Genomic DNA, 21,615 nt, shown 5'->3' on the forward strand with positions numbered 1-21,615 from the left:
CGAGCCCGACAGTCTTCAGCCCGATTCCTTCAGCCCTGAGAGAGAGGAGAAATCCGAACGGCGACGTGTTTGTGATATGGCGTTCCGGCAATCGGGTCCATATCGTGGGTTGAGGTTAGTTCGTTGATGCGGGCGCCGGACCGTTTCCTCCCTGCGCCATTGGAAGGATGTTCCATTCCGTACCCGTGCGGGAGCGTGACCACGCCACGCTGAACCGATGGATGAACTTCAAGTTGAACCTGAACCTGACCGCGTTTGGATTCACACACCACCCAATCTCCGTTTTTGACGCCCAATTGTGTCGCATCCTCAGGATGAATCCGAAGCGCCCCGTCCGGATCCTGTTTGCGCCAGGATGGGTCACGGTAGATGGTGTTGGCATTGTATGAACGGCGTTCACCCGCCACCAGCACAAATGGATAGCCAGAAGCTGTCTGGTCATTCCTGGTCGAAAGCTGCCGAACCGCTTCGAGCATTTCGGGAATTTCCAAATGGATTTTCCCATCTTTGTGGCGAATGAAATTCCAGTTGTCTTCATATTCGTTGACGCTAAAGACAACACCTGACCGCGAGCGGAGCAAGGCTTCAAAGAGCACTTCCCCAAGCATTGGCCCGTCTCCGCGATGCCCGGCGCGTTTAACGGCCTCAGGATTTCGTGCGGCAAACTGATGAGCGGTTGCCCACAGGAAGGCAGCCGCGGCAGCGCCATCAGGGAGTGTCGGTCCGAGCGTTCGATACAAAATGATCGGGGCCAGATCGGCCAGTTCCGGATGCTGTTTGAGGTATTTCTGGGATGCCATGGCAAAGGGCAGACGACCCATTTTTGCGGCGGCGGAAAGCTCGGGAAACTCGGCTGGAAGAGCACCCATTGCCTGAACGAGCCGGGTGTAAATTTCTGGTTCGGGAAGGGTTCCAGGGAGTGGCTCCAGCAATGGTTTGCGCAAGTGAAAGGCGTTACTCGGAAACTCAAGATTGAAAAACGTGGCTTCCCATTTCTCAAACTGCGACGAAGCCGGCAACACATAGTGCGCCAGCCGGGCTGATTCAGTCATGGCCACATCAATCACCACCAGCAGCTCAAGTTTGGCAAACGCTTTTTCATAGGCATGCGTATCCGCCGCCGTCACCAACGGGTTGGCACTATCAATCACCAATCCACGAGTTCGGTCTGGATGATCGGTATCAATTTCAAGCGGTAAAATATTGGGAGGCAACAGGTTGGCGATGAATGGAAAACCGGTGACCGCCGACCGCATTTGACGCTCGCCTTCCTCGGAATGACCAATCAATGGCACCAGATAGGTATGAAAATTGTTGCCGCCCGGTTTTCCGAAATTGCCCGTCAATAAATAGAGCAATGCCCGCAAATAAGAATTGAGCGTGCTGTTGAGTGTTTGTTCGATTCCAAGGTCGGTCCGGACTGCACAACTTGACGCCCCGGTAATCACAGCCACCGCCTGTTCAACGTCGGCCAGATTGACTCCGGCACAGGCAATAAATTCTTCGATTGGAATATTAGCCAGTGTGTCACGAACGGCTTCAAACCCGACGGTGCGCTGATCGAGAAATGATTGATCCTGACGCTGATCACAAACAATCATGGCCAGCATGGCCGACAGCAAAAAGGCATCGGTTCCAGGTTTGAGTTGCAAATGCAGATCCGCCATCGCCGCCGTTTCAGTCCGTCGCGGATCAATCACAATCATTTTGCGGTTGGGGTCTTTTTGAATCTCAATCAACACCGTGCGGGCGTTCCGAATCCCATGCGATTGCCAGGGATTGGTGCCGATAAACAGCACAACCTCCGCGTTTTCAACATCTTCGGTCGGGTGACAGTTTTGCCGCCCATACAATCGCCCGTCAACCCAAAAGCCACCGGTTTTTTCCTGAGCCAGCGCCGAATAATAATTGACGGTTTTCATAGCAACCCGAAGCGCCTTGGAATAGGGACCCGCCAGATGATTTCCCTGTCCGCCGCCGCCGTAAAACGCCAGGCTTTTGCCTCCAAAGGTGTCGCGTAACTCAACCAGTTTGGCGGCAATTTCGCTGATGGCCGTCTCCCACGAAATTTCTTCAAAGGTCCCATCCGGTCGCCGACGAAGTGGCGACGTGAGCCGGTCTCCGTGATTTTGATAGTAATTGAGCCGCTGGGCTTTCTGGCACAAATACCCGGTTGAAACCGGATGTGCTTTGTCACCTCGAATTTTGGCGAGTTCACGCCCGCGAACTTCGACTTCGATGCCACAGTTACGGCTGCATAGGATGCAGGCCGTCGGTTGCCAGGTGCTGGTCAGTTCGGTTTGGGTCATACATCTCCTTGGGTCGAGTCTTCAGTTGGTTGATCTTTGGATTTTTTTGAAAGCAGCTCCTGGCAAAGCTGGAGCGCAATCGTCCGGTTGGCTTTCAGGATTTCGTCGGAAAACTGTGGGGAATCAACTGCCCGGGCCAGCATCAAGCCCCCAATCATTTGCGAGACAAGAGCAATGGCCAGGGTTCGATCCGTTTCGGCGTCGGTTGAGAGTCGTTTGCAAATTTCGGAGACCAGTCGCTGAATGTATTTTTCATACATTTGTCTGGCTTCGGGGCTGCTCCGGGTCACATCCGGCGTCAGAGCCGGGAGTGGGCACCCTTCGCTGACCATATCGCGGTGGGTACGACTTAAATAGGCTGAAACCAATGCCTGAATCCACTCAGCGTCCGAGTGATGCTTCAGAAGTTCTCCGACAGCCGCGCTCCGAGCCTTCAACGATGAGGCCAGAGCCTCAGCAAACAGGGCCTCTTTGGAAGGAAAATGGGCATAGAACCCGCCCGGCGTCAGTCCGGCTTCGGCCATCACGGCATCAACACCAACTCCGTTATAGCCGTGTTCACGAAAAAGGCGGGCTGCGGCCTGGAGGATTTTCTGTCGGGATTCTTCTTTTCGGTTGGCTGGATATCGCATATCGCCATAATATGACGAACGTCATATTATGGCAAGCAAAAAGTCTCTTCAGAAAAAGGGGTTGCGTTTAAATCAACAGACCAATTCCAAACTCATCGGCCTGGATGGATTCGTTTTCTCATCTCATTTTGGAATCATATCCCTGATTTATCAGAGAGTTAACCCATTGAAATAATTGCTTTTCCCTGAACCCTGAACCCTCACTGGTACGACTCTGTCAATACACATCCGGTCGTTCGAGCGTTTGCTGGGAAAACAGACTTTCATTCAGCCCGGTATTAAACTTGATGTCTTCAATCACCATCAGCGTCCGGGTGTTTTCAGTCTTGGAAGCCATTTCCACTTTTTTGGCCACCCAGATGTTTGAGATTTTCACCAGATCAGTGGCGTGGTATTCGCGAATCATCTTCCCCTGTTTGTCAAACATTTGCGCCAGAATGACATATGGCACATCCACCGGCACCCAAAGGTAAATGGACTGGTATTGCGAACGATCAGGTGCCACCGGGCGAGCTTCGATTTTGTAGGTTCTTCGTCCGTCAATCCAATCGTTTTCGACAATCATCTTGTAATTGAAATCATCCAGAACGCGTTCCTGCATGTCTTCATTGGTAAAATCCGTGCCTAAAAAGCGGCGGTCACGTTCCTGTGGAGCAATCCGGCGGGTACGTTGAATGGCCGGGGTGTAGAGCCATTGCCGGTCTTTCTGGCCTCCCTGATTAATGGTTAACAACCCAACACCGCGAACTTCAGCCGGATCCAGAAACCGAACCAGCGTTTTGCTGTTTCCAAGCGCCCCAAGTTTCCGAAAGACAAATTTCTTGCGCCGCAACCCGCCTTTTTTGTCATAGACATCCATAAATGCCTGCCAGGCGGTGTCCTGGCTGGTGTCTTGACGATACACCGCTTCCATTATCCGGCGGGCATCAACCGCCGCATTCACATCGGTAACAAAATTGATTCCGAAACAAAACAATAAAAACACGATCCAGACTGTATGAACCCCACGATTATTCATATCCAATTGCCTCGACAATTTTCAGGTTTACGGCCCTGTGTGCCGGCCAGTAGGCAGCAATGAGCGCAATCACCACCACCACGGGCAGCGTTCCAAAAATCAGACTGAAGGACAGATCAAATGGAATGGTAAAGCCTCCCAGGATCAACGCCACCAGTCGGACCAGAATATAGGTATTGAAGGCCCCGGCAAAAACCGCCGTCACCAGACCCACAATCGCAATCACGACGGCTTCGAGGAGCACCATTTTCCGAACCTGCCCGCGCAATCCGCCAATGGCTCGCAACACGCCGAGTTCACGTTTCCGCTCAGCCACGGAAATCATCATGGTGTTGAAAATTCCAATCGCCGCCACCAGTACCGAAATAATCGTTTGCAGGTAAATCACAAAAAAGAAGGTATCGAGCAGGTCAAAAACCCATTTTTTGTATTCCTGGTTGGTATAAATAAATGCCTGCTGCTCAGTTGAAATGACTTTTTCCAGTTCACGTTTAAAGGCGACGGCATCCACTCCGGGCTGTAAATTGATGTCCACAATGTCAATTCCGTCATCTTTCCAGAATTGAATATAGAGCGCCCGATCCATAAACACCGTTCCCTGGTCGGAGGTGTAATCTTCGATGATGCCGGCAATCGGACGTTCCAGGATGCCAGTTGGGGTATCGAGCGCCACCGTGTCGCCAACCTTGAGCTTCCACCGAAGGGCAAAATTTCGGGCGACCAGAAATCCTTCGCCTTTGCACGCCATCGCTTCAGCCCGAACCGGGTCGCCTTCATCCACCATATCTTTGGTTCGGGCAAACAGACCATCCATTTCCAGCGCAATCAACGAAGGTGTCGTCCCACGATACTCAACCGTAATAAAACGCACATTTTCAAGCCGTTTGACGCCGGGCACCGCCGCGATTTTCTGACTGAACTCCGGGCTAAAATGGTAACTGCGTGAACGAACCTGCTCTGAAGTGGTTTTGACAAACAAATCAGAATTGATCGTGCGGTTCATCCAACGCTCAACCACGCCTTTATAACTCTGGACATAGGATCCAGTGGCATACACAAACATCAGCCCAAACATCAGTGCGCCAACGGTGGCATTCATTCGGCGCGGCGCGTGAATCATGGCATCAACCGCCAGGGCGCCTTCGGTCCCAAACAGAAAATCCATCGGTGTCCGCAAACTTCGCGCAATCAATTCCGCCATTTTGGGCAGCATCAACAACAACCCGAAATTCAAAATTCCAGAGTAGACAAGCTGAAACATGCCGCCGACTTGCGCCGGGCTAAATCGAACGAAAACCACGGCCACTGTGACCAGCAGGGCACCCGCCAACGTGCGCATCCATCCGGCAACAACTTCTGGCTGGCGGATTTCAATGTTGTGCAGCGCCAGTACCGGATTGAGTTGCGAGGCGGCCCGAGCGGGCATCCACGCGGCGATGAGTGACGCCAAAACGCCCAAAACAACGGTCGTGGCGGCAAAATCCCAGCGAAAAACCGGTTGATCAACCCCGGCAGCCAGCCCAAAAATCGTGGCGGCGACAATACTCAGGATTTTCGCTGCTCCCTGGGCTAAATAGAGTCCCGCAACAATGCCCACGAGCGAGCCAATCACCCCAATCACCAGCGCTTCGCCCATAAACATAAGGGCAATGTTGCGGCGCTCAACCCCAAGGGATCGCAGGATCCCAATCTCTTTCCAGCGTTGATTCACTGAAATGGTAAATGAATTAAAGATGATGAAAATACCGACCAGTAGCGCGACATAACTGGTAATGAGCATTCCCTGCTGCATGGCCGCCATCACGTTTTCGATGTTTTTTCCTCGTGAAGCAGGTCGTTCGACTTCGATGGCCGCCGGAAGCTTGCTTCGAAGCGCTGCCTGAACCTGTTCGACCGAAACACCGGGGTCGGTTTGAATATCAATCCGGTCAAAATTCTTGCCACGTCCAAACACATACTGAGCCGAATAGACGTCCATCACCGCAATTTGCCCGTCAAAAACAGCGCCAATTCCCGCCGGAGCAAAAATACCGCGAACATTAAAAGAGAGTTTTCCACGTGAGGTGTAGAGCGGCAGTTTATCGCCTTCCTTCAAATGGTAGCGGTCCGCAAACTTGCGCGAGACCAGAATTGAAAAAGGTTCTGACAAATAGACGAGCGGATCATTTAACTCCATCTGCGACTCGTCAAACTGATATTCGCGGATGGATTGGTCGCCAGTGGTATCAGTTCCCACAATCAAAATGTTCCCCGGCGGGTCAAAAGCCGTTTTGGCCAGAGTTTCAACCACGGGTTCAGCCACCATCACGCCGGGTGTTTCGCGCACAACGTCGAGGACTTCCTCGGGAAATCCGCTTTCACCCGATGCAACCTGGAGCGTGGCTTTTCCGGCTAGTTTTTCAACCGTTGTTTTGAGCGAACCCAGCAAGGTCAGATTGGCGGTTTTGACGGCGAAAAAAACTGAAACGCCGAGGGCAATCCCGAGAATGGTAAAAGCGAGCCGGAGCCGATGTGTTCGCCACTGCTTCAATGTCACTGAAAGTAAAGCACTTAGCATACAACAGCCACTCCTGTGCTGACCAGTTCGCCATCTTTCATCGTCAACACCTGGTCGCAATGTTTGGCCGCCTGGGCGTTATGGGTGACCAGCAAAATGGTGGTGTTCAGTTCCCGGTGCAGTTCATCAAGCAACGCCAGAATTTCATTTCCAGTTTTGGAATCCAGGTTTCCAGTCGGTTCATCACCCAGGAGCAACGGGGGCTGAAAGATCAACGCTCGGGCAATGGCGACACGCTGGCGCTCGCCGCCTGAAAGTTCATCGGGGCGATGGGTCTGGCGTTCGGCAAGCCGAACCCGATCAAGCATTTTCGCTGCCCGGTCCATGGCTTCGCGACGGCCAATCCCTTTTAACCTGAGCGGAAGCGCGACGTTTTCCTGAGCGGTCAAAGTCGAAAGCAAATTAAAAGTTTGGAAAATAATGCCGATTCGTTCCCGTCGAAGCCGCGTCCGTTGATCGTCGTTGAGTTCAGAAATATTACGGCCTTCAAACACAATCTGGCCTGTGGATGGCTCATCAAGCCCGGCAATAATATTGAGCAGAGTGGATTTTCCCGAACCCGACGGACCCATAATTGCCACTCGTTCGCCTTGATTGAGTTCAAAATTGATATTTTTCAAAGCTGTCACGGCTTTGCTACTGTCGTACACTTTTGAAATATTGCGTAATTCTATTACTTTCATTGCAAAGTCACCTTTCCATCAGTAGAGGAAGAGTCAATAGTCAGTAGTCAGTAGTCAGTAGTTGATAAGTCAGTAGTCAGTAGATCAAACCTGGATCGTTGAATCCGTGGAATTCTTGAAAAGAATTGTTCCTAACTGATTCAAATCGAACAAAATCCACTTGACACGAATTCCAAAATCCCGACACTCGACTACTGACTACTGACTACTGACTACTGACTACTGACTACTGACTACTGACTACTGACTACTGACTACTGACTACTGACTACTGACTACTGACTACTGACTACTGACTACGATCTTAAGGAGCTTCTTCCTCTTCAATTTGGCGCAGATTGACCCTGGCTTTTAACCGGAGCGCCATTGACCGGATGCCCAAAAAATTGCGGTTGAGCCAGTTATTGACTGGCTGTGAGCGGGTATAGCGCTTGCCGATAATTTCCATCAGGATTTCCATCCCCCGCTGTAAATATCGTTCATTCCCAAAATCAAAAGTACCATCAACCCGAAGCGGCTCCCACACCCAATCAATATATTTTTGGAGTACTTTTTCGAGCTCCGGGTCAAGATCATCAGACGGACCGTAACCAACTGATTTTAAAAGGGCACCTTTGAGTTTTTCGGGACTGTTTTTGCAACTCGCCTCCATTTCAAACATGTAGTCAAATTCTTCGTCTGAAAGGTCGCGGCAACAGCCAAAATCAATCATTCCAAGTCGGCCATCCGGCAAAAACAGATAATTTCCTGGATGCGGATCTCCATAACACATCCGCCCCAAATTCATCAGTCGAAACGCAGACCGGGCAATCCGTTCGCCGTGCTGGTCACACTCGGCCTGAGAAGGGTTCGTCGCCAGATAAGCGTTGATATGCTGTCCCTCCAGGAACTCCATGGTCAAAATCCGGCGGGTGGTAAATTCACCAAACACCCGTGGAATGACAATCCCTTCGTCGGGTTGAAACAAAAATCGGGCTTTTTGTAATTGTTGAGCTTCACGCAGGTAGTCGGTTTCCTGCTCCAGCACGTGCAGAATATCCGCCATTTGCTCGCGGAAATTCTCCCAATCGTCACCCAATCGAACCGGCCAGAGCAGGGCGTTCAGATTTTTGAAATCTTCGTGGATGGTGCGAGCAATGTTTGGATATTGGATCTTGACCGCCACCCGTTCGCCTGATTTCAACCGGGCCCGATGGACCTGCCCAAGTGAAGCGGCGGCAAATGCGGTGGTTTCAAATTCAGCAAAAATATCTTCCGGGTCGGCCCCAAGCTCGTTCGAGACGTGTTCGCGCAGTAACGAATAGTGCATCGGCGGGGCTTCAAAATGGAGCCGCCCCAGCGTGTCAGCTAATTCAGTTGGTACAACACTCGGAAAATTGGCAATCGCCTGCCCCAGTTTCAAAAAGGAACCTCGCAGGTAACTCATGCAATGCAACAGTTTGACGGCGGCATCGAGATTCGTTTGATTGAGTTGTTGCTTTCGCTCAGGTGCGCTGAGAAAGGGCGACCGCATCCAGTAGGCCAGATATCCCAATCCGATTTTGACCTGAGTGGCACCCAGCGGGAGCAGACGCGAAATCCGTCCAACTGGAACTGGTCGGTGCGATAAACTTTGAAAGAATTCATCCATTTGCCCCCGACGCAACACCTCGCCGTCGAGGTCAGGCGGTAATTCTTTGAGAAAATCAGGATGCGAACGCACCATGTGACCAACCTCCCTAAACGTCGGTGGCAGGTTTGAGCGAACCGGAAAACAACCGCATCGCCTGATCCAGCACCACCAGCGTATCTTCCTGGTTAGGCGAATCATCATTTGACCAGAAGGCCAGAACGCCAATGTAGAGAATCCAATACAGGTGCAGCGTGATGTAGGTCACCTCAGCGTTCCGCACGTGGTTTTGAATAATCTCGATGACGGTTTCAAGATGCTGCTGGCGGACCTGCTGGCCGTGGCTGGTGCGGGTGTGTTTGGCAAATGGGCTGAAGGCCGATTCAATCACTTCGCCAATGTAATGCCGGGCGGGTTTCAGTTCGCGCAAACCAGCCAGAATATACGCAAACAAATCCTCAGCCAGCGATTCCGTACCACGCCTCCGCCGGTGATAAACAGCAGCGCCATCGTGCAATCCCTGAGCCAAAATAAACATTGCCAGTGCTTCTTTATTGGGAAAGTAATTAAACAGCGTGCCCGTCCCAATTTGGGCTTCGGCGGCAATGTCGCGAATCGTGGTTTTGTCAAAGCCTTTGGACAAAAACAACTGGCGAGCGGTCGCCACGATCCGCTCCTGAGTTTCAGCTTTGGCCTGGGCAGTGATTCGCATTGGCTTTCCTTTCTAAAATGAACGTGTTCATATTACTCAAAGAAAGACCAATGTCAACCAGAAAGTGAACACGTTCATAAAAGCAGCGGGCGGAAGACTTCAGCCCTGGTTTTTTCAGCCCTAAAAAGAAGCCCCTATCCGAACACCGCTCCAGGCTGGTATGATTTTTTCGGCTCGCATTCCAGCAACTCCAACCCTTTACCCCATCACAGAGATAAACTTATGGCACGTTCCGATACCCGTCCGCTTCAACCGATCAACCTCGAAGATTCCGCCGTTGAATTTGTTCCACCTTCCCTTTCGGGCTCGCGCCATCTTTTGTTTAACCGCGAGTTAAGCTGGCTTGAATTTAACCGCCGTGTGCTGCAGGAAGGTCTGGATCCAACTCAGCCACTCCTTGAACGGCTCAAATTCCTGGCTATTTTTTCCACCAACCTGGACGAATACTTTATGATCCGGGTCTCCGGATTGCAGGAAAAACTCGAAGAAGAAGTCCAGGAATTATCACCCGACGGAATGACACCGTTTGAGCAGTTGCGTGAAATCAGACATCGAACACTTCCCTTGCTGGCCGAACAAATGAAGTGCCTTCGAACCGAGGTCTTGCCCCAACTGGCCGAAGCCGGGATTGTCGTAAGTTCCTACACCGAATTGTCCAGGGCTGAAAAAAAGAGCGTGGACCATTATTTCCACGAAAAAGTGTTTCCCGTACTGACGCCCCAGGCTGTGGATCCAAGCCACCCGTTTCCCTATATTTCCAACCTGAGCCTGAATCTGGCCGTGATGGTTGAACCTGCCCAGTGCGCTGATATTGGTTTATCAGGCGTGCGGTTTGCCCGAATTAAGTTACCGCCGATGGTGCCGCGCCTGGTGCCGGTTGATGCCTCGGGTACCAAATTCACCCTTTTGGGAAGTCTGATTGCAGCCAACGCCAACACCTTGTTTCCTGATATGAATTATGGCCGGTTTCATCTCTTCCGGGTCACCCGTGACGCGGATATTGAAATCCGTGAAGATGAAGCCGGTGACCTGCTTCGGTTTATGCAGCAAAAGCTCAGCCGCCGGCGCCGGTTTGGCGCCGCCGTCAGACTCGAAGTTGCCTCAACGATGCCCAATGATATGGTTGACTATTTGATGGCATCGCTCGACTTAACCCCAGAAGATGTGTATGTGATTGATGGGCCGCTCAATATTCCCGATTTTATGCAACTGCTGTCGCTGGATCGGCCCGAACTCAAGGACCGCCCAATGCAGGTTGTGGTTCCAGCCCCTTTGCGTCAACAAAAGAAACAGAACATCTTCGACCTGGTCAAAAAGCAAGACATTTTGCTCCATCATCCATACAACTCGTTTTCGACCGTGATGGATTTGATTGATATGGCCGCCCGTGATCCGCAGGTGGTGGCGATCAAAATGTGCCTTTACCGAATCGGGCGGCATTCACCAATTGTGCAATCTCTGATTTCAGCCAGCGAACAGGGGAAACAGGTTGCGGTTGTGGTTGAACTCAAAGCCCGGTTTGACGAAGAAAACAATATTGAATGGGCCAAACAGCTTGAACAGGCTGGGGTTCACGTCGTCTATGGGTTGATGGGCCTCAAAACGCACTGCAAAGTGGCCCTGATTGTCCGCAACGAAGGTGAGACCCTGCGGACCTATGTGCACATTGCCACCGGAAACTACAACGCGGCCACAGCTAAGATTTATACCGATTTGGGAATTTTTACCGCTGACCAGGAAATCGGCTTTGATGCCACCAACCTCTTTAATTATTTGACCGGGTATTCGCGCTATTCCAATTACCGGCGATTGATGGTGGCGCCAGTGAATTTACGTCAGCGATTTTTTACCTTGATCGAGCGTGAAACTGAGCATGCCCGTGCTGGTCGTCAGGGCCATATCATTGCCAAAATGAACAGCCTGACCGATATGGAAACCATTCAGGCACTCTATCGCGCGTCACAGGCCAATGTGAAAGTCGAGTTGATCATTCGAGGGATTTGCTGTTTGCGGCCTGGCGTTTCCGGATTTTCTGAAAATATCACGGTGCGCAGCATCGTCGGTCGGTTTCTGGAACATAGCCGGATTTACTATTTTGCCAACAATGGCGAAGATGAGGTTTTCATCGGGAGCGCCGACTGGATGGGACGCAACCTCAGCCGCCGGGTGGAAGTCGTGACACCGGTTCTCAATCCGGAATTAAGGAAATATTTGCGCGAAGACGTACTCAATGCCTACCTGCGCGACAATCTCAAAGCGCGGATTCTTCAACCAGATGGCACCTATGTGCAGACCAAACCTTCTGAAACGGAAGAGCCATTTAGTTCGCAGCTCTATTTCGCCAATCTGCCTCAGCTTGAAATGGATGAGGATTAACGGGTTGCTCCTGGTCAATCTTTTATGATGACGACTGAGTTGGAAATCCTCAAAGAGGTTTGTCAAAAGCTGGAGGGGGTTGGGATTGACTACATGCTCACTGGTTCGTTTGCCATGATTCACTATGCTCAACCCCGGATGACTCGTGACATTGACCTTGTTGTTTCACTGAAACCTCAAGTGATTGAACAGTTTGTTGGATTGTTCGATTCTGGGTATTACCTTTCAAAAAGTGTAATTGAGCGGGCGATGAATAACTGTTCAAATTTCAATCTGATCCACCTTGAAAGCATTGTAAAGATTGACTTTGTGGTTCTCAAAAACGAACCATTCCGACAAGATGAATTTGCCCGACGAAAGCGAGTTCCCCTGGCCGATTTTGAAGTGTGGATTGTCAGCCTGGAAGATTTAATTCTTTCAAAACTGATTTGGGCCAAACCAACCAGGTCTGAACTCCAGCTTCGGGATGTGAAAAACTTGTTGAAGGGCACTTATGAGGAAGCATATCTGCTTGAAAAAGCCAGATCACTTGGTGTGAGTGAGTTATTGGAACAGGTTTTAGCCTTATGACTGACACGCCCCCGGAAATCCAGAAAATCCTCGACGAACGCTTCCAGGCACTGACCCCAACTGAACGGGTGATCATGGCGAGCCAGATGTTTGACAGCGCCCGGCAAATTATTCTTTCATCGTTCCCGCCAGATTTATCTGAAATCGAAGTCAAACGACGTCTCTGTGAGCGGCTATATGGCGATGAAGTGGACGTAGACGCTTTTATCAACTATTACCTCGAACGGAAATCTATTGTAAAAGATATTTAAAGTCAAATTACCCATATATTTGCTATGGTCAATGACTTTCTTCTCACTATCACCAGTTATTTTTGAACACTCCCTCAATTTTGCAGTGTTTTCTCCCAGGAGGTCGCTATGTCGAAAAGTGGATCTGGAATGCGTTTCAAAAACCGCCCCGCCGTTCGAGCACAAGTCACCAAACAACGAGTCAAAGCCGCACCACCTCAGTCACCCAGGCGGCCTTCACTGAAAAAACCAAAACCCCAGGATCAAAACACACACGGAACCACTCATGAATAAAGAATTCTTCAAGACATATGGCTTGATCTTGTTTTTGACGGTTATCGCTTTTGGAATTGCCTTTCAGTTTGCCGAACCGGCCCCGCCACGCAAAGTTGTGATGGCAACGGGTTTGGAAAGCGGCGCTTATTACAAATTTGCGCTCCGGTATCGAGATTATTTTGCCCAAAATGGAATCCAGCTTGAGGTGCTGCAGACTTCAGGTTCAGTCGAAAACCTGGAACTGCTCAAAACCCACGGCAAAGGCGTGGATATCATTTTCGCCCAAACTGGAACCGGGGATCCGGCTGCCACCCCTGACTTTACTTCGGTGGCAAGTGTTTTTTATGAACCGCTGTGGGTGTTTTATCGCGGGGAACAGCCGATTCAGCGACTGATGGAATTGAAAGGGAAGCGGATTGCGGTTGGCTCGGAAGGCAGCGGCACCCGGATGGTCTCGCTGAAAATCTTGTCTGACAATGGCTTGACGGTGGCCACGACCCAAATCCTGCCACTGGGTGGAAATCAGGCTGCCGAAGCGTTAAAAACCAGTCAAATTGACGCTGCATTTTTTGTCGGTGCGCCAGAAGCCCCGGTCATCAATGATTTGCTGCGGGCTGAAGGTGTCCGATTGATGAATTTTGAACGAGTCGAAGCCTATAAAAGCCGCTACCGCTATTTTTCCAGCGTCATTTTGTATGAAGGCGTGGTGGATATGCAGAAAAATATTCCAGCGGAAGATGTGGTCCTCCTGGCCTCAACTGCCTCGATTGTCGTGCGGGAGAATTTCCACCCGGCACTTGTCAATTTGTTACTACAAGCCGCAAATGAAATTCATCGCAAGGAAACCGGAATGCTCGAAAAAACCGGCCAGTTTCCCTCCTCTGATTTTATTCAATTTCCGCTGAATGAGGAATCCGTGCGGTATTTTCGATTTGGCCCATCATTTCTGACTCGCCATTTGCCGTTTTGGGCGGCCACGGCGGCTGATCGGTTGAAATTTGTGCTGTTGCCGTTGTTGACGATGCTGATTCCACTCCTGCGAATTGCCCCACCAATTTATGCCTGGCGAACACGGCGAAAAATCTATACCTGGTACGGCATGCTTATTGCCCTTGAAAACAAAGTGGTGAACCCTGAGCAAAACCAGGATTTCGCCCAGATTCTGGCTGAACTTGATGACCTGGAACGCGAAGTCGCCAAAATCGTCGTCCCGCTTTCCTACACCGACGAAGTGTACAATCTTCGGCTCCACATTCGACTGGTTCGGGAAAAAGCGATGGAGCAGCGAAGTAGCGAAGTAGCGAAATAGCGAGTAGCGAGTAGCGAAACAGTGAAATAGCGAAATAGCGAGTAGCCAAACCAGCGGCGCAGGTCAATCACTCATATGCGCCAGGATAAGGAAACAGAACCCGATCTGGACAAAGGGGACCGGGAGACAGGGGAAAAAACAAATGGTCGCCTTCCCCCACTCTCAATCGGAACTGATTCAACCTGACACATCTGGTGAATTGTCTCTGTGTCTCTCCAGCTCCTTGTCTCACACAGGCTCAAAGTTCCTTCTCCTGGCGCTTATGACCCTCAGCCCTCAGTGGTTTTAGTCTCCGGTGGCGGCACTTGCCTGTGGAATCAATCCCCGGCGCTCCAGTTCGCGCAGGATCTTGGCCGCACTTTCATCAATCGTTTCACGGTCGGTTTCAACCGTCACTTCGGGGGAATGAGGAGCTTCGTAAGGGTCTGAAACACCAGTAAAACTTTTAATTTCACCAGTTAAGGCTTTTTTATATAGCCCTTTCACATCCCGCTCGATCAAGGCATCAAGTGAACATTTGACATAGACTTCGATAAATTCCGCGCCGTTTTGTTCAATATCGGCCCTGACTTCGTTGCGAATGTCGCGATAGGGTGAAATCGCGGCTGAGATGACACCTACTCCGTTGCGAGCCAGCAAGCGACAGACAAAGCCAATGCGGCGGATGTTTGTGTCGCGATCTTCTTTCGAGAACCCAAGTCCTTTTGAAAGATGGGTCCGCACTTCATCACCATCCAGCACTTCAAGTCGAATGCCGCGGCTGGCAAGTCGTGAAACCAGAACGCCGGTTAACGTTGTTTTTCCAGCTCCCGAAAGTCCGGTAAACCAAATCGTAAATCCTTTGTGTTGACTCATTTTTTTCTCCTGAAAAATAGATAATAACCACACGAAACCCTTTGAAAATGAAGGTTTTATTTTTCGTGTATTTCGTGTATTTCGTGGTTTCTTGGTCTGTAATTCTGAATTGTTACGCCATTCTGGGATCATTGCCTCGATTCAGCAGAAGGTTAACCTATTGAAATCATTGCATGTTCTTGAACCCTGAACCCTGAACCCTGAACCCTAACTGGCATTAGCGATGTAATCCGCATTCAGTTTTTTCCGTACCGCGCCAGCGACCAGCCCGCGAATGTTCCCCAATTTGAACCGGTGTGGTGCAGGGCGTACAGCCGATAGATGGATATTGTTGATCGTGCAACGGGTTATATGGAATTTTATGCTTGAAGATAAATCGCCACACATCCTGACTGGTCCAGGTTGCCAGCGGATTGATTTTGATCAAATCAAATTTTGAATCGAATGAAACAATTGGGCTGCTGGCTCGGGTGACTGATTGATCCCGGCGAATCGCTGTCACCCACGCCCGCAAATCGGAAAGTGTTTCAACCAGTGGCTCGATTTTTCTCAACTGGCAGCACCGGTTTGGCTCACGTTCCCACAATCGGTCGCCGTGGATCCTGGCCTGGGCTTCAACTGAAATCCGCGAAGCCCGCCGTTCAATCTGGACGCCATACCGGGCTTCAAGTTTTGCTTTGAGTTCGTAGGTTTCTGGAAACAGGAGCCCGGTGTCGAGGTAAAACATTCGAGCCTTTGGATTGATTTGGGCCAGCATATGCACCAGCACACACCCTTCGGCCCCAAATCCGGTTGCCAGCGCTACATCCTGGCCAAATTCTTCGAGAGACCATTCTAAAATTGCTTGCGGAGTTTCCGATTCAAACTGAGCGGAAAGACGGGTTAATTCAACTTCAGTCAATTCGGAAGTCAATTCAAACGTTGTGTTTTCCATACTTTGTATTTGTTTCTATTTTTAGGAAATGTAACCACGCAATACACTGCAACACACGAAGAAGATCAAAAAGGCAAAACAAGTGCAGTGGTTTCAATTGTTTTCGGTTTGCGAAACCAGCGATGCCGCCCCTTGAGTTTCAGCAAAAAATGCAAATTGAGCCGGCTGATGGACCGGAAACCAGTCAAGCTGGTCGTGCAGACTGACTACATCGCCAATCACAATCACGGCTGGCTGTTTCATCTGGGCACGTTCGGCGGCTTCGGCAATGGTTTCCAGCGTTCCGACGACCTTTTGCTGGCCGTCATAGGTTCCCCACCGGATGACAGCCACGGGCGTGGTCACCAGGCGACCTGCGGCGATAAACTCAGCCACAATCAAACGCAACTGAGCCATTCCCATTAAAACCACCACCGTGTCAGCTCCGGCGGTTTCGGCGATGAGTGTTTCAGAAAGCGCCCCGTCACCGGCCCGAGCACCACTCACAACCGCAAATGAAGACGACAGCCCGCGATGGGTCAGCGGAATTCCCGCATAGGCCGGCGCCGCCAGCGCCGAACTGATTCCGGGAACGATTTCAAATGGAATACCGGCTGCCTGGAGCGCCAGGGCTTCTTCGCCACCGCGTCCAAACACAAACGGATCACCGCCCTTGAGCCGAACAACACGTTTCCCCTGCCGGGCCTGGTCAATCAACATCTGGTTGATTTCGGATTGAGGCGTTTGGCGACCACCGCCAATTTTCCAAACCGGAATGTATTCGACATTCTTACGGGCATATCGGAGCAATTCCGGGTTCACCAGATAGTCATACACAATGACATCGCACTCAGCCAGCAGGTCTCTGGCTTTGATCGTCAGCAGTCCCGGATCACCCGGACCAGCCCCGACCAGAAACACTGTTCCGTGTGGTGCTCGATAGGCGGGGAAACTCGGTGTATTCCAGCTTTCAGCCGCATTGATCCGATCAATTGAAGCGTCAATGACCGACCAGTGACCTGACAGCGGTTCTGAAATCGTGAACGTCACATCAGGATGGTTTTTCGCCGCTTCCGCCACTTCGCGTGGCAAATCACCTCGGGTATGACGTCCTGGAGACAGAAAATAGGGGTGAACCGTGATGTGGTGGGCGCCCTGCGCCACCAGACTTTCAAATCCCTGGGCAATCGTCGGATGGGTGATTTCCAGAAAAGCCGCTTCGACCAGGTCATACCCGCCGCGCTCGCGGATGCGTTCGGCGGCGGAAATGACGTCCAGATTGGCTTCTTCGCGTCGACTCCCGTGACCGACAACCAGGATGGCGTGTTGAATATGGTGAGTCATATCTTAGGGTTCAGGGTTCAGGGTTCAGGGTTCAGGGTTCAGGGTTCAGGGTTCAGGGTTCAGGGTTCAGGGTTCAGGGAAATACAATTTCTTCAATAATTTAGCCTCCCGTGATACGAGGATTTCATTGCAAAATGGTATAATTCCTCAAACCCTGAACCCTGAACCCTAATTGGTATTCCAGTGGTCATCAGGCGGTTAATGCGACTCGCTCCTCAAAACTGCCCAGGTGTTCGAGTTCTTCCAGGTTTTGGCGAGAAAGAAATGCCTGAAAACTTTCCGCCGGGCTGATGCGATGCGCCAGGTAGTCGCGAACCACTCGTTCGAGATAATACTTGACCTCTTCAGCCGCAACTTTGGTGGACAACTCCCGTCCAAACCGATAGTCATTCCCTAAATGACCACCCAGAAAAACGCGAAACGCCTCGATTTTTCCGGCTGGAGTGACGATGTGATCTCCGACCAGACCGACATCACATACCTGATAATGGGCGCAACTGTTGGGGCATCCGGTGACACTGATGCGAAGCGGAACTTTCAGGTCAGGAACGGTAGCTTCAAGGTATTCAATCAATTCCGAAGCCCGCGCTTTGGTTTCAACCACCGCCAGTTTGCAAAAACGTTTCCCCGTGCAGGCAATGGTTCCGGTTCGAAAAACCGACGCATTGGTAAAGAACCCAAGCGCCGCCAGTTCATTTGAAAGTAAATGGCCAGCATGTTCCGGCACATCCAGCACGACAAAATTTTGGGTGGTTGTGAGCCGAATGCGATTGCTGCCGTAACGTTTCGCACTATTGGCCACGGCAATCATTTCTGTTCCGTTGAGTCGGCCACGTTCAGTTGCCACGCCGGCATACTGCAACCCAGATTGCTTTTGGGCGCGGATCCCAATGTGGGCCCGGTTGGCATTGATCGGGATCGTGGGGGCTTCGCCGTCTGTAAGCTGGCGACCCAGTCGGGTTTCGAGTTCCTGGCGAAATCGGGCTGGCCCCCAGGCTTCCAGTAAAAACTTGAGCCGTGCTTTGTGGCGATATTCGCGAAACCCGTGATCGCGGAAAATGGCACAAACCTGGGCTGTGACTTCAACTGCTTCTTCAGGAAAGACATGCACGCCAAGCCGGTCGGCAAATCGCTCTTTTGACCCAAGCCCGCCGCCGACCCACAGGTCAAACGCAATCCGGCCATCTGGACGGCGTACGGCAATCAATCCGACATCATTGATTTCGTGACCGGTGCAATATTGCGAGCATCCAGAAACGGTAATTTTGAACTTTCGTGGCAGGTTGGAATATTCATGGTTATCAAGAAAATACTGATGAATTTGCTCAATAACTGGTTCAGCATCAATTAATTCGGCGGAATCAATTCCGGCCAGCGGGCAACCCGTTACATTACGGGTGATGTCTCCGCAGGCACCCGAAGTCGTTAGTCCAACGCGACTTAGCTCCTCAAAAATGGCAGGCACGTCTTCGATGCGAATGTAATGAAATTGTATATCCTGGCGCGTTGTAACATCACCGGTGTTTTGCCCAAACCGAACCGAAAGCTGCCCCAGCGTTGCCAGTTGTTCAACCGTGAGTGTGCCATTGGGAATTTTCACCCGGAGCATGAAATACCCATCTTCTTGTGGGCGTTGGGTATACAGGCCATACCACCGCAGCCGTACGTCAAGATCATCTGGATCAATTGACGCAAAACCTTCTTTTGCATAGCGCAGCAGATCATCCAAACAATCAAGGGCATCACGTTCGCGTTTTACTTTTTCAGCTCGGGTTTCTTTCTTTGCCACGGCAACCTCCTTTTGGAATGAAGAATGTGATGAGTGGTTAGTAGTTAGTGGTTAGTGGTTGGCTCTTGGTTCTTCTTCGAAAGTATTGATTTCTAATCACTAACCACTAGATGGTTTCTTCATTCTTCGAATCAGATCAGCTCTTCGAGTTCGGCGCGTTTCTCAATTTTTCCCAACGGAATCGCGCTCCAGGCTCGCTCGTGCAGGAAAAACACAATCACCTTGATAATGGTTTCGCCACCCGCAACGCTGAGAGCCAGTAATCCTTTTTGAGTCGCGCCAAAGACAATTCCTCCGGTGATCATTGAGGAGATAAGTCGGTAACTCATTGCTTTCATAAGACTTCTGTAATGTGTTTCCATACAAGTGAAAGACGTTGACAATGAAACAAAAGGCAATTTTTAAGCCTTCGAGATGAAAACTTACGTGCCGTTTGTTAGCGGCAACAACACCAGGTGGACTTTTGGGCTCGTCCGTGCAACAGCATCCTGATTTGGCTCATAAAGAATACTTTCTGAACGAAAAAACCTCGTGCTTTTGGGAATCGCACGAGGTAAACACACATATCTTCGGGCGGTTCTTTAGCACTTTTTAGCGTGGAGCAAGCGACCATAAATCACCACGTGGAAAAATTTTGAAAACAATCAAATGCGAGCTGTCAATATAGCGACAATTTTGTACAGTATAGTTTCGGCAACGTCAACTCTTTTTTCCTGAAGGCTTCAATTGAAAGCGGCGTCAAGCCGTCGCGCTCCAAAAAATAGCTTTCTGTAAATTTCTCGTTCCTGTCACAAATCCTGTGATGACATTGATTTTGGAAACTTCCTCATCATGAACCAGAGGACCTACTGGTTCAAATCCTTCCTGTTGAGCCTCTCATCACAGGATTTGTGACAGAAAGTTTTTTTTCACCACAGAGGACACAGAGGAGCACAAAGGTTAGAGGCGATTTATTTTCCTCCATGTTTTGCTGTGTCCTCTGTGGCGTCGTTGGGTTTTCTGCAAACCGACTTGCAAGCGTTTGATACCTGGGCGAAACTGCGGGCGTTCAACTCTTCAAACGTTCGTTCAATCAACCGTACACTATGAGTTCAAATCCATTACCACCTTCATCAGTTCATTCAACCACGGAAGTCGCCACGCTCGGAGGCGGCTGTTTCTGGTGTCTGGAAGCCGTTTTCGACCAGCTTCAAGGCGTGCTTCACGTTGAGTCGGGATATTCGGGCGGGACCGTCGAAAATCCAACCTATATGCAGGTGTGCGCTGAGATCACTGGTCACGCTGAGGTTGTTCACGTCACTTTTGATCCGACCGCCATTTCATTTCAGGAAATTTTGCAGATCTTTTTTGTCATCCACGACCCAACCACATTCAACCGGCAGGGGGCCGACATCGGAACTCAATACCGGTCAGCTATTTTCTATCACTCTCCAGAGCAAAAACAGGTTGCCGAAACGATGATTCGGGAGTTAAATGCGGTTGGGGTTTATGACCGACCGATTGTCACCGAAGTGACCGCTTTTACCCAGTTTTTTGAAGCTGAGCCGTACCATCAAGAGTACTTTGTCCGCAACCCGGCTCAAGGCTATTGCCAGTTTGTGGTCTCACCCAAGGTGGCCAAATTCCGCAAACTGTTTGCCGAAAAACTGAAGAAATAAAAGCCGTCAGTCATCCGTGAACTACAGGGCAGTCGCACGAACCCTTTTTCGTGTGCTGCCCTTTTCTGTTTGCAAAGGAGTTGTATGTTGTATCTTGAAAACAATGCTTCAGAAAAAGCCAGTGTTGAAGAACGCTATCCCGATAATGTGCCAGGTCCTTTTTACTGTGACACGCAGTGCCTGGATTGTGATGTGTGTCGTGATACGGCACCCTACAATTTCACTCGAAATGATGACGGAGGGTATTCATACGTCTATAAACAACCAACCACAATTGAAGAACTCCTGGCCTGTACGGAAGCCATGGAGGCTTGTGGTGTTGTTGCAGTTGGGAATGATGGTGGCCCAGTCGGTGACTGGTTTACCCCAAATGACCTGATCCTTTTCTACGAACTTCAAAACTCCCCAACGCTTCAGACTTTTTTGAACTACGTTGCGCAGGGCGGCGACCTCAACACGGCCTTTCGACTGGCTGCCCAGTACGGAACGGTTGAAACCATCAACGCTCTACTGGATATGGGCGCTGATATCAACCATCAATCACCGCTGGATGGCTCAACGGCGTTGATGTTTGCTGTTCGTGGTCGAGATTTGGAAATGGTTGACTGTTTAATTAACCGGAATGCCGATGTTCATTGGTGTAACTCCAAGGGAGAGACGGTGATGGATCAATTTGAGCAATCGAAAAAACTCCCTGACCTGAAAGCGAAGTTGCTTGCAGTTGGAGCTATTCCAACTCAGAAATAAAGTCTGGAGTACGCCGACTTGTCGGCGC

Annotated in this window: 18 protein-coding genes; 6 read left to right on the top strand and 12 right to left on the bottom strand. The window is 50.5% G+C overall.

Features of this window, described 5'->3' with window-relative positions; genetic code table 11:
- Positions 1-29: 29 nt before the first annotated feature.
- The 7 genes from HY774_24550 to HY774_24580 all read right to left on the bottom strand — a co-directional run bounded on the left by HY774_24550 (position 30) and on the right by HY774_24580 (position 9,520).
- Positions 30-2,309 carry a molybdopterin-dependent oxidoreductase gene (locus HY774_24550; GenBank protein MBI4751665.1) on the bottom strand — a complete coding sequence of 760 codons (2,280 nt, stop codon included), beginning with the start codon at positions 2,307-2,309 and terminating at the stop codon, positions 30-32.
- Positions 2,306-2,941, bottom strand: a complete 636-nt coding sequence (locus tag HY774_24555; protein ID MBI4751666.1) for a TetR/AcrR family transcriptional regulator — start codon at positions 2,939-2,941, stop codon at positions 2,306-2,308. Before HY774_24555 ends, HY774_24550 begins: the two co-directional genes overlap by 4 nt.
- A 217-nt stretch (positions 2,942-3,158) precedes the next feature.
- Positions 3,159-3,959 (bottom strand): outer membrane lipoprotein-sorting protein, encoded by an 801-nt coding sequence (locus HY774_24560; protein MBI4751667.1) that lies wholly within the window; start codon positions 3,957-3,959, stop codon positions 3,159-3,161.
- Positions 3,952-6,516, bottom strand: a complete 2,565-nt coding sequence (locus tag HY774_24565) for an ABC transporter permease (GenBank protein ID MBI4751668.1) — start codon at positions 6,514-6,516, stop codon at positions 3,952-3,954. The genes HY774_24560 and HY774_24565 overlap by 8 nt, the downstream gene beginning before the upstream one ends.
- Positions 6,510-7,199, bottom strand: coding sequence for an ABC transporter ATP-binding protein (locus tag HY774_24570; protein ID MBI4751669.1), 690 nt, complete (start codon positions 7,197-7,199; stop codon positions 6,510-6,512). Before HY774_24570 ends, HY774_24565 begins: the two co-directional genes overlap by 7 nt.
- A gap of 304 nt (positions 7,200-7,503) precedes the next feature.
- Positions 7,504-8,904: an AarF/ABC1/UbiB kinase family protein gene (locus HY774_24575; protein ID MBI4751670.1), complete on the bottom strand. Its 1,401-nt coding sequence runs from the start codon at positions 8,902-8,904 to the stop codon at positions 7,504-7,506.
- 13 nt (positions 8,905-8,917) lie between these two features.
- The gene (locus HY774_24580; GenBank protein ID MBI4751671.1) at positions 8,918-9,520 is read right to left on the bottom strand and encodes a TetR/AcrR family transcriptional regulator; all 603 of its coding nucleotides are present in this window, start codon (positions 9,518-9,520) and stop codon (positions 8,918-8,920) included.
- A 222-nt stretch (positions 9,521-9,742) separates the two neighbouring features.
- Between HY774_24580 and ppk1 the strand changes: the two genes are divergently transcribed.
- The 4 genes from ppk1 (at position 9,743) to HY774_24600 (ending at position 14,281) form a co-directional block, all read left to right on the top strand.
- Positions 9,743-11,896 carry a polyphosphate kinase 1 gene (ppk1, locus tag HY774_24585; protein ID MBI4751672.1) on the top strand — a complete coding sequence of 718 codons (2,154 nt, stop codon included), beginning with the start codon at positions 9,743-9,745 and terminating at the stop codon, positions 11,894-11,896.
- A gap of 24 nt (positions 11,897-11,920) precedes the next feature.
- Positions 11,921-12,466, top strand: coding sequence for a hypothetical protein (locus HY774_24590; protein ID MBI4751673.1), 546 nt, complete (start codon positions 11,921-11,923; stop codon positions 12,464-12,466).
- Positions 12,463-12,717 carry a hypothetical protein gene (locus HY774_24595; GenBank protein ID MBI4751674.1) on the top strand — a complete coding sequence of 85 codons (255 nt, stop codon included), beginning with the start codon at positions 12,463-12,465 and terminating at the stop codon, positions 12,715-12,717. The genes HY774_24590 and HY774_24595 overlap by 4 nt, the downstream gene beginning before the upstream one ends.
- 265 nt (positions 12,718-12,982) lie before the next feature.
- Entirely contained in the window at positions 12,983-14,281 is a 1,299-nt protein-coding gene (locus HY774_24600; GenBank protein ID MBI4751675.1) for a TAXI family TRAP transporter solute-binding subunit, read from the top strand.
- A 285-nt stretch (positions 14,282-14,566) separates the two neighbouring features.
- Here the strand turns inward: HY774_24600 and cysC are convergent, their stop codons facing one another.
- The 5 genes from cysC to HY774_24625 form a co-directional block, all read right to left on the bottom strand.
- Entirely contained in the window at positions 14,567-15,136 is a 570-nt protein-coding gene (gene cysC, locus HY774_24605; GenBank protein ID MBI4751676.1) for an adenylyl-sulfate kinase, read from the bottom strand.
- Positions 15,137-15,353: 217 nt separating this feature from the next.
- Positions 15,354-16,070, bottom strand: coding sequence for a phosphoadenylyl-sulfate reductase (locus HY774_24610; GenBank protein ID MBI4751677.1), 717 nt, complete (start codon positions 16,068-16,070; stop codon positions 15,354-15,356).
- A 93-nt stretch (positions 16,071-16,163) separates the two neighbouring features.
- Positions 16,164-17,393 carry a uroporphyrinogen-III C-methyltransferase gene (cobA, locus tag HY774_24615; protein ID MBI4751678.1) on the bottom strand — a complete coding sequence of 410 codons (1,230 nt, stop codon included), beginning with the start codon at positions 17,391-17,393 and terminating at the stop codon, positions 16,164-16,166.
- Between the two features lie 190 nt (positions 17,394-17,583).
- Positions 17,584-19,182: a nitrite/sulfite reductase gene (locus tag HY774_24620; protein ID MBI4751679.1), complete on the bottom strand. Its 1,599-nt coding sequence runs from the start codon at positions 19,180-19,182 to the stop codon at positions 17,584-17,586.
- Between the two features lie 131 nt (positions 19,183-19,313).
- On the bottom strand, positions 19,314-19,511 hold the full coding sequence (locus HY774_24625; protein ID MBI4751680.1) for a DUF2061 domain-containing protein: 198 nt from the start codon (positions 19,509-19,511) through the stop codon (positions 19,314-19,316).
- 756 nt (positions 19,512-20,267) lie between these two features.
- On the opposite strand from HY774_24625, the gene msrA reads away from it, so the two are divergent.
- Both msrA and HY774_24635 read left to right on the top strand, forming a co-directional pair.
- Complete coding sequence (msrA, locus tag HY774_24630; protein ID MBI4751681.1) at positions 20,268-20,840, top strand: peptide-methionine (S)-S-oxide reductase MsrA; 573 nt, start codon at positions 20,268-20,270, stop codon at positions 20,838-20,840.
- Positions 20,841-20,924: 84 nt separating this feature from the next.
- Positions 20,925-21,587, top strand: coding sequence for a ferredoxin (locus HY774_24635; protein ID MBI4751682.1), 663 nt, complete (start codon positions 20,925-20,927; stop codon positions 21,585-21,587).
- Positions 21,588-21,615 lie beyond the last annotated feature (28 nt).

This window comes from Acidobacteriota bacterium, assembly GCA_016208495.1.
Lineage (GTDB): Bacteria > Acidobacteriota > Blastocatellia > Chloracidobacteriales > Chloracidobacteriaceae > JACQXX01.

Excerpts from the sequence above, each read along its gene's own strand:
- HY774_24600 (MBI4751675.1), top strand. The coding sequence starts at position 12,983 with ATGAATAAAGAATTCTTCAAGACATATGGCTTGATCTTGTTTTTGACG.
- HY774_24625 (MBI4751680.1), bottom strand. The coding sequence starts at position 19,511 with ATGAGTTACCGACTTATCTCCTCAATGATCACCGGAGGAATTGTCTTT.
- HY774_24550 (MBI4751665.1), bottom strand. The coding sequence starts at position 2,309 with ATGACCCAAACCGAACTGACCAGCACCTGGCAACCGACGGCCTGCATC.
- cysC (MBI4751676.1), bottom strand. The coding sequence starts at position 15,136 with ATGAGTCAACACAAAGGATTTACGATTTGGTTTACCGGACTTTCGGGA.
- HY774_24580 (MBI4751671.1), bottom strand. The coding sequence starts at position 9,520 with ATGCGAATCACTGCCCAGGCCAAAGCTGAAACTCAGGAGCGGATCGTG.
- HY774_24555 (MBI4751666.1), bottom strand. The coding sequence starts at position 2,941 with ATGCGATATCCAGCCAACCGAAAAGAAGAATCCCGACAGAAAATCCTC.
- msrA (MBI4751681.1), top strand. The coding sequence starts at position 20,268 with ATGAGTTCAAATCCATTACCACCTTCATCAGTTCATTCAACCACGGAA.
- HY774_24635 (MBI4751682.1), top strand. The coding sequence starts at position 20,925 with ATGTTGTATCTTGAAAACAATGCTTCAGAAAAAGCCAGTGTTGAAGAA.
- HY774_24610 (MBI4751677.1), bottom strand. The coding sequence starts at position 16,070 with ATGGAAAACACAACGTTTGAATTGACTTCCGAATTGACTGAAGTTGAA.
- cobA (MBI4751678.1), bottom strand. The coding sequence starts at position 17,393 with ATGACTCACCATATTCAACACGCCATCCTGGTTGTCGGTCACGGGAGT.
- HY774_24570 (MBI4751669.1), bottom strand. The coding sequence starts at position 7,199 with ATGAAAGTAATAGAATTACGCAATATTTCAAAAGTGTACGACAGTAGC.
- HY774_24575 (MBI4751670.1), bottom strand. The coding sequence starts at position 8,904 with ATGGTGCGTTCGCATCCTGATTTTCTCAAAGAATTACCGCCTGACCTC.
- HY774_24595 (MBI4751674.1), top strand. The coding sequence starts at position 12,463 with ATGACTGACACGCCCCCGGAAATCCAGAAAATCCTCGACGAACGCTTC.
- HY774_24590 (MBI4751673.1), top strand. The coding sequence starts at position 11,921 with ATGATGACGACTGAGTTGGAAATCCTCAAAGAGGTTTGTCAAAAGCTG.
- HY774_24565 (MBI4751668.1), bottom strand. The coding sequence starts at position 6,516 with ATGCTAAGTGCTTTACTTTCAGTGACATTGAAGCAGTGGCGAACACAT.
- HY774_24560 (MBI4751667.1), bottom strand. The coding sequence starts at position 3,959 with ATGAATAATCGTGGGGTTCATACAGTCTGGATCGTGTTTTTATTGTTT.
- ppk1 (MBI4751672.1), top strand. The coding sequence starts at position 9,743 with ATGGCACGTTCCGATACCCGTCCGCTTCAACCGATCAACCTCGAAGAT.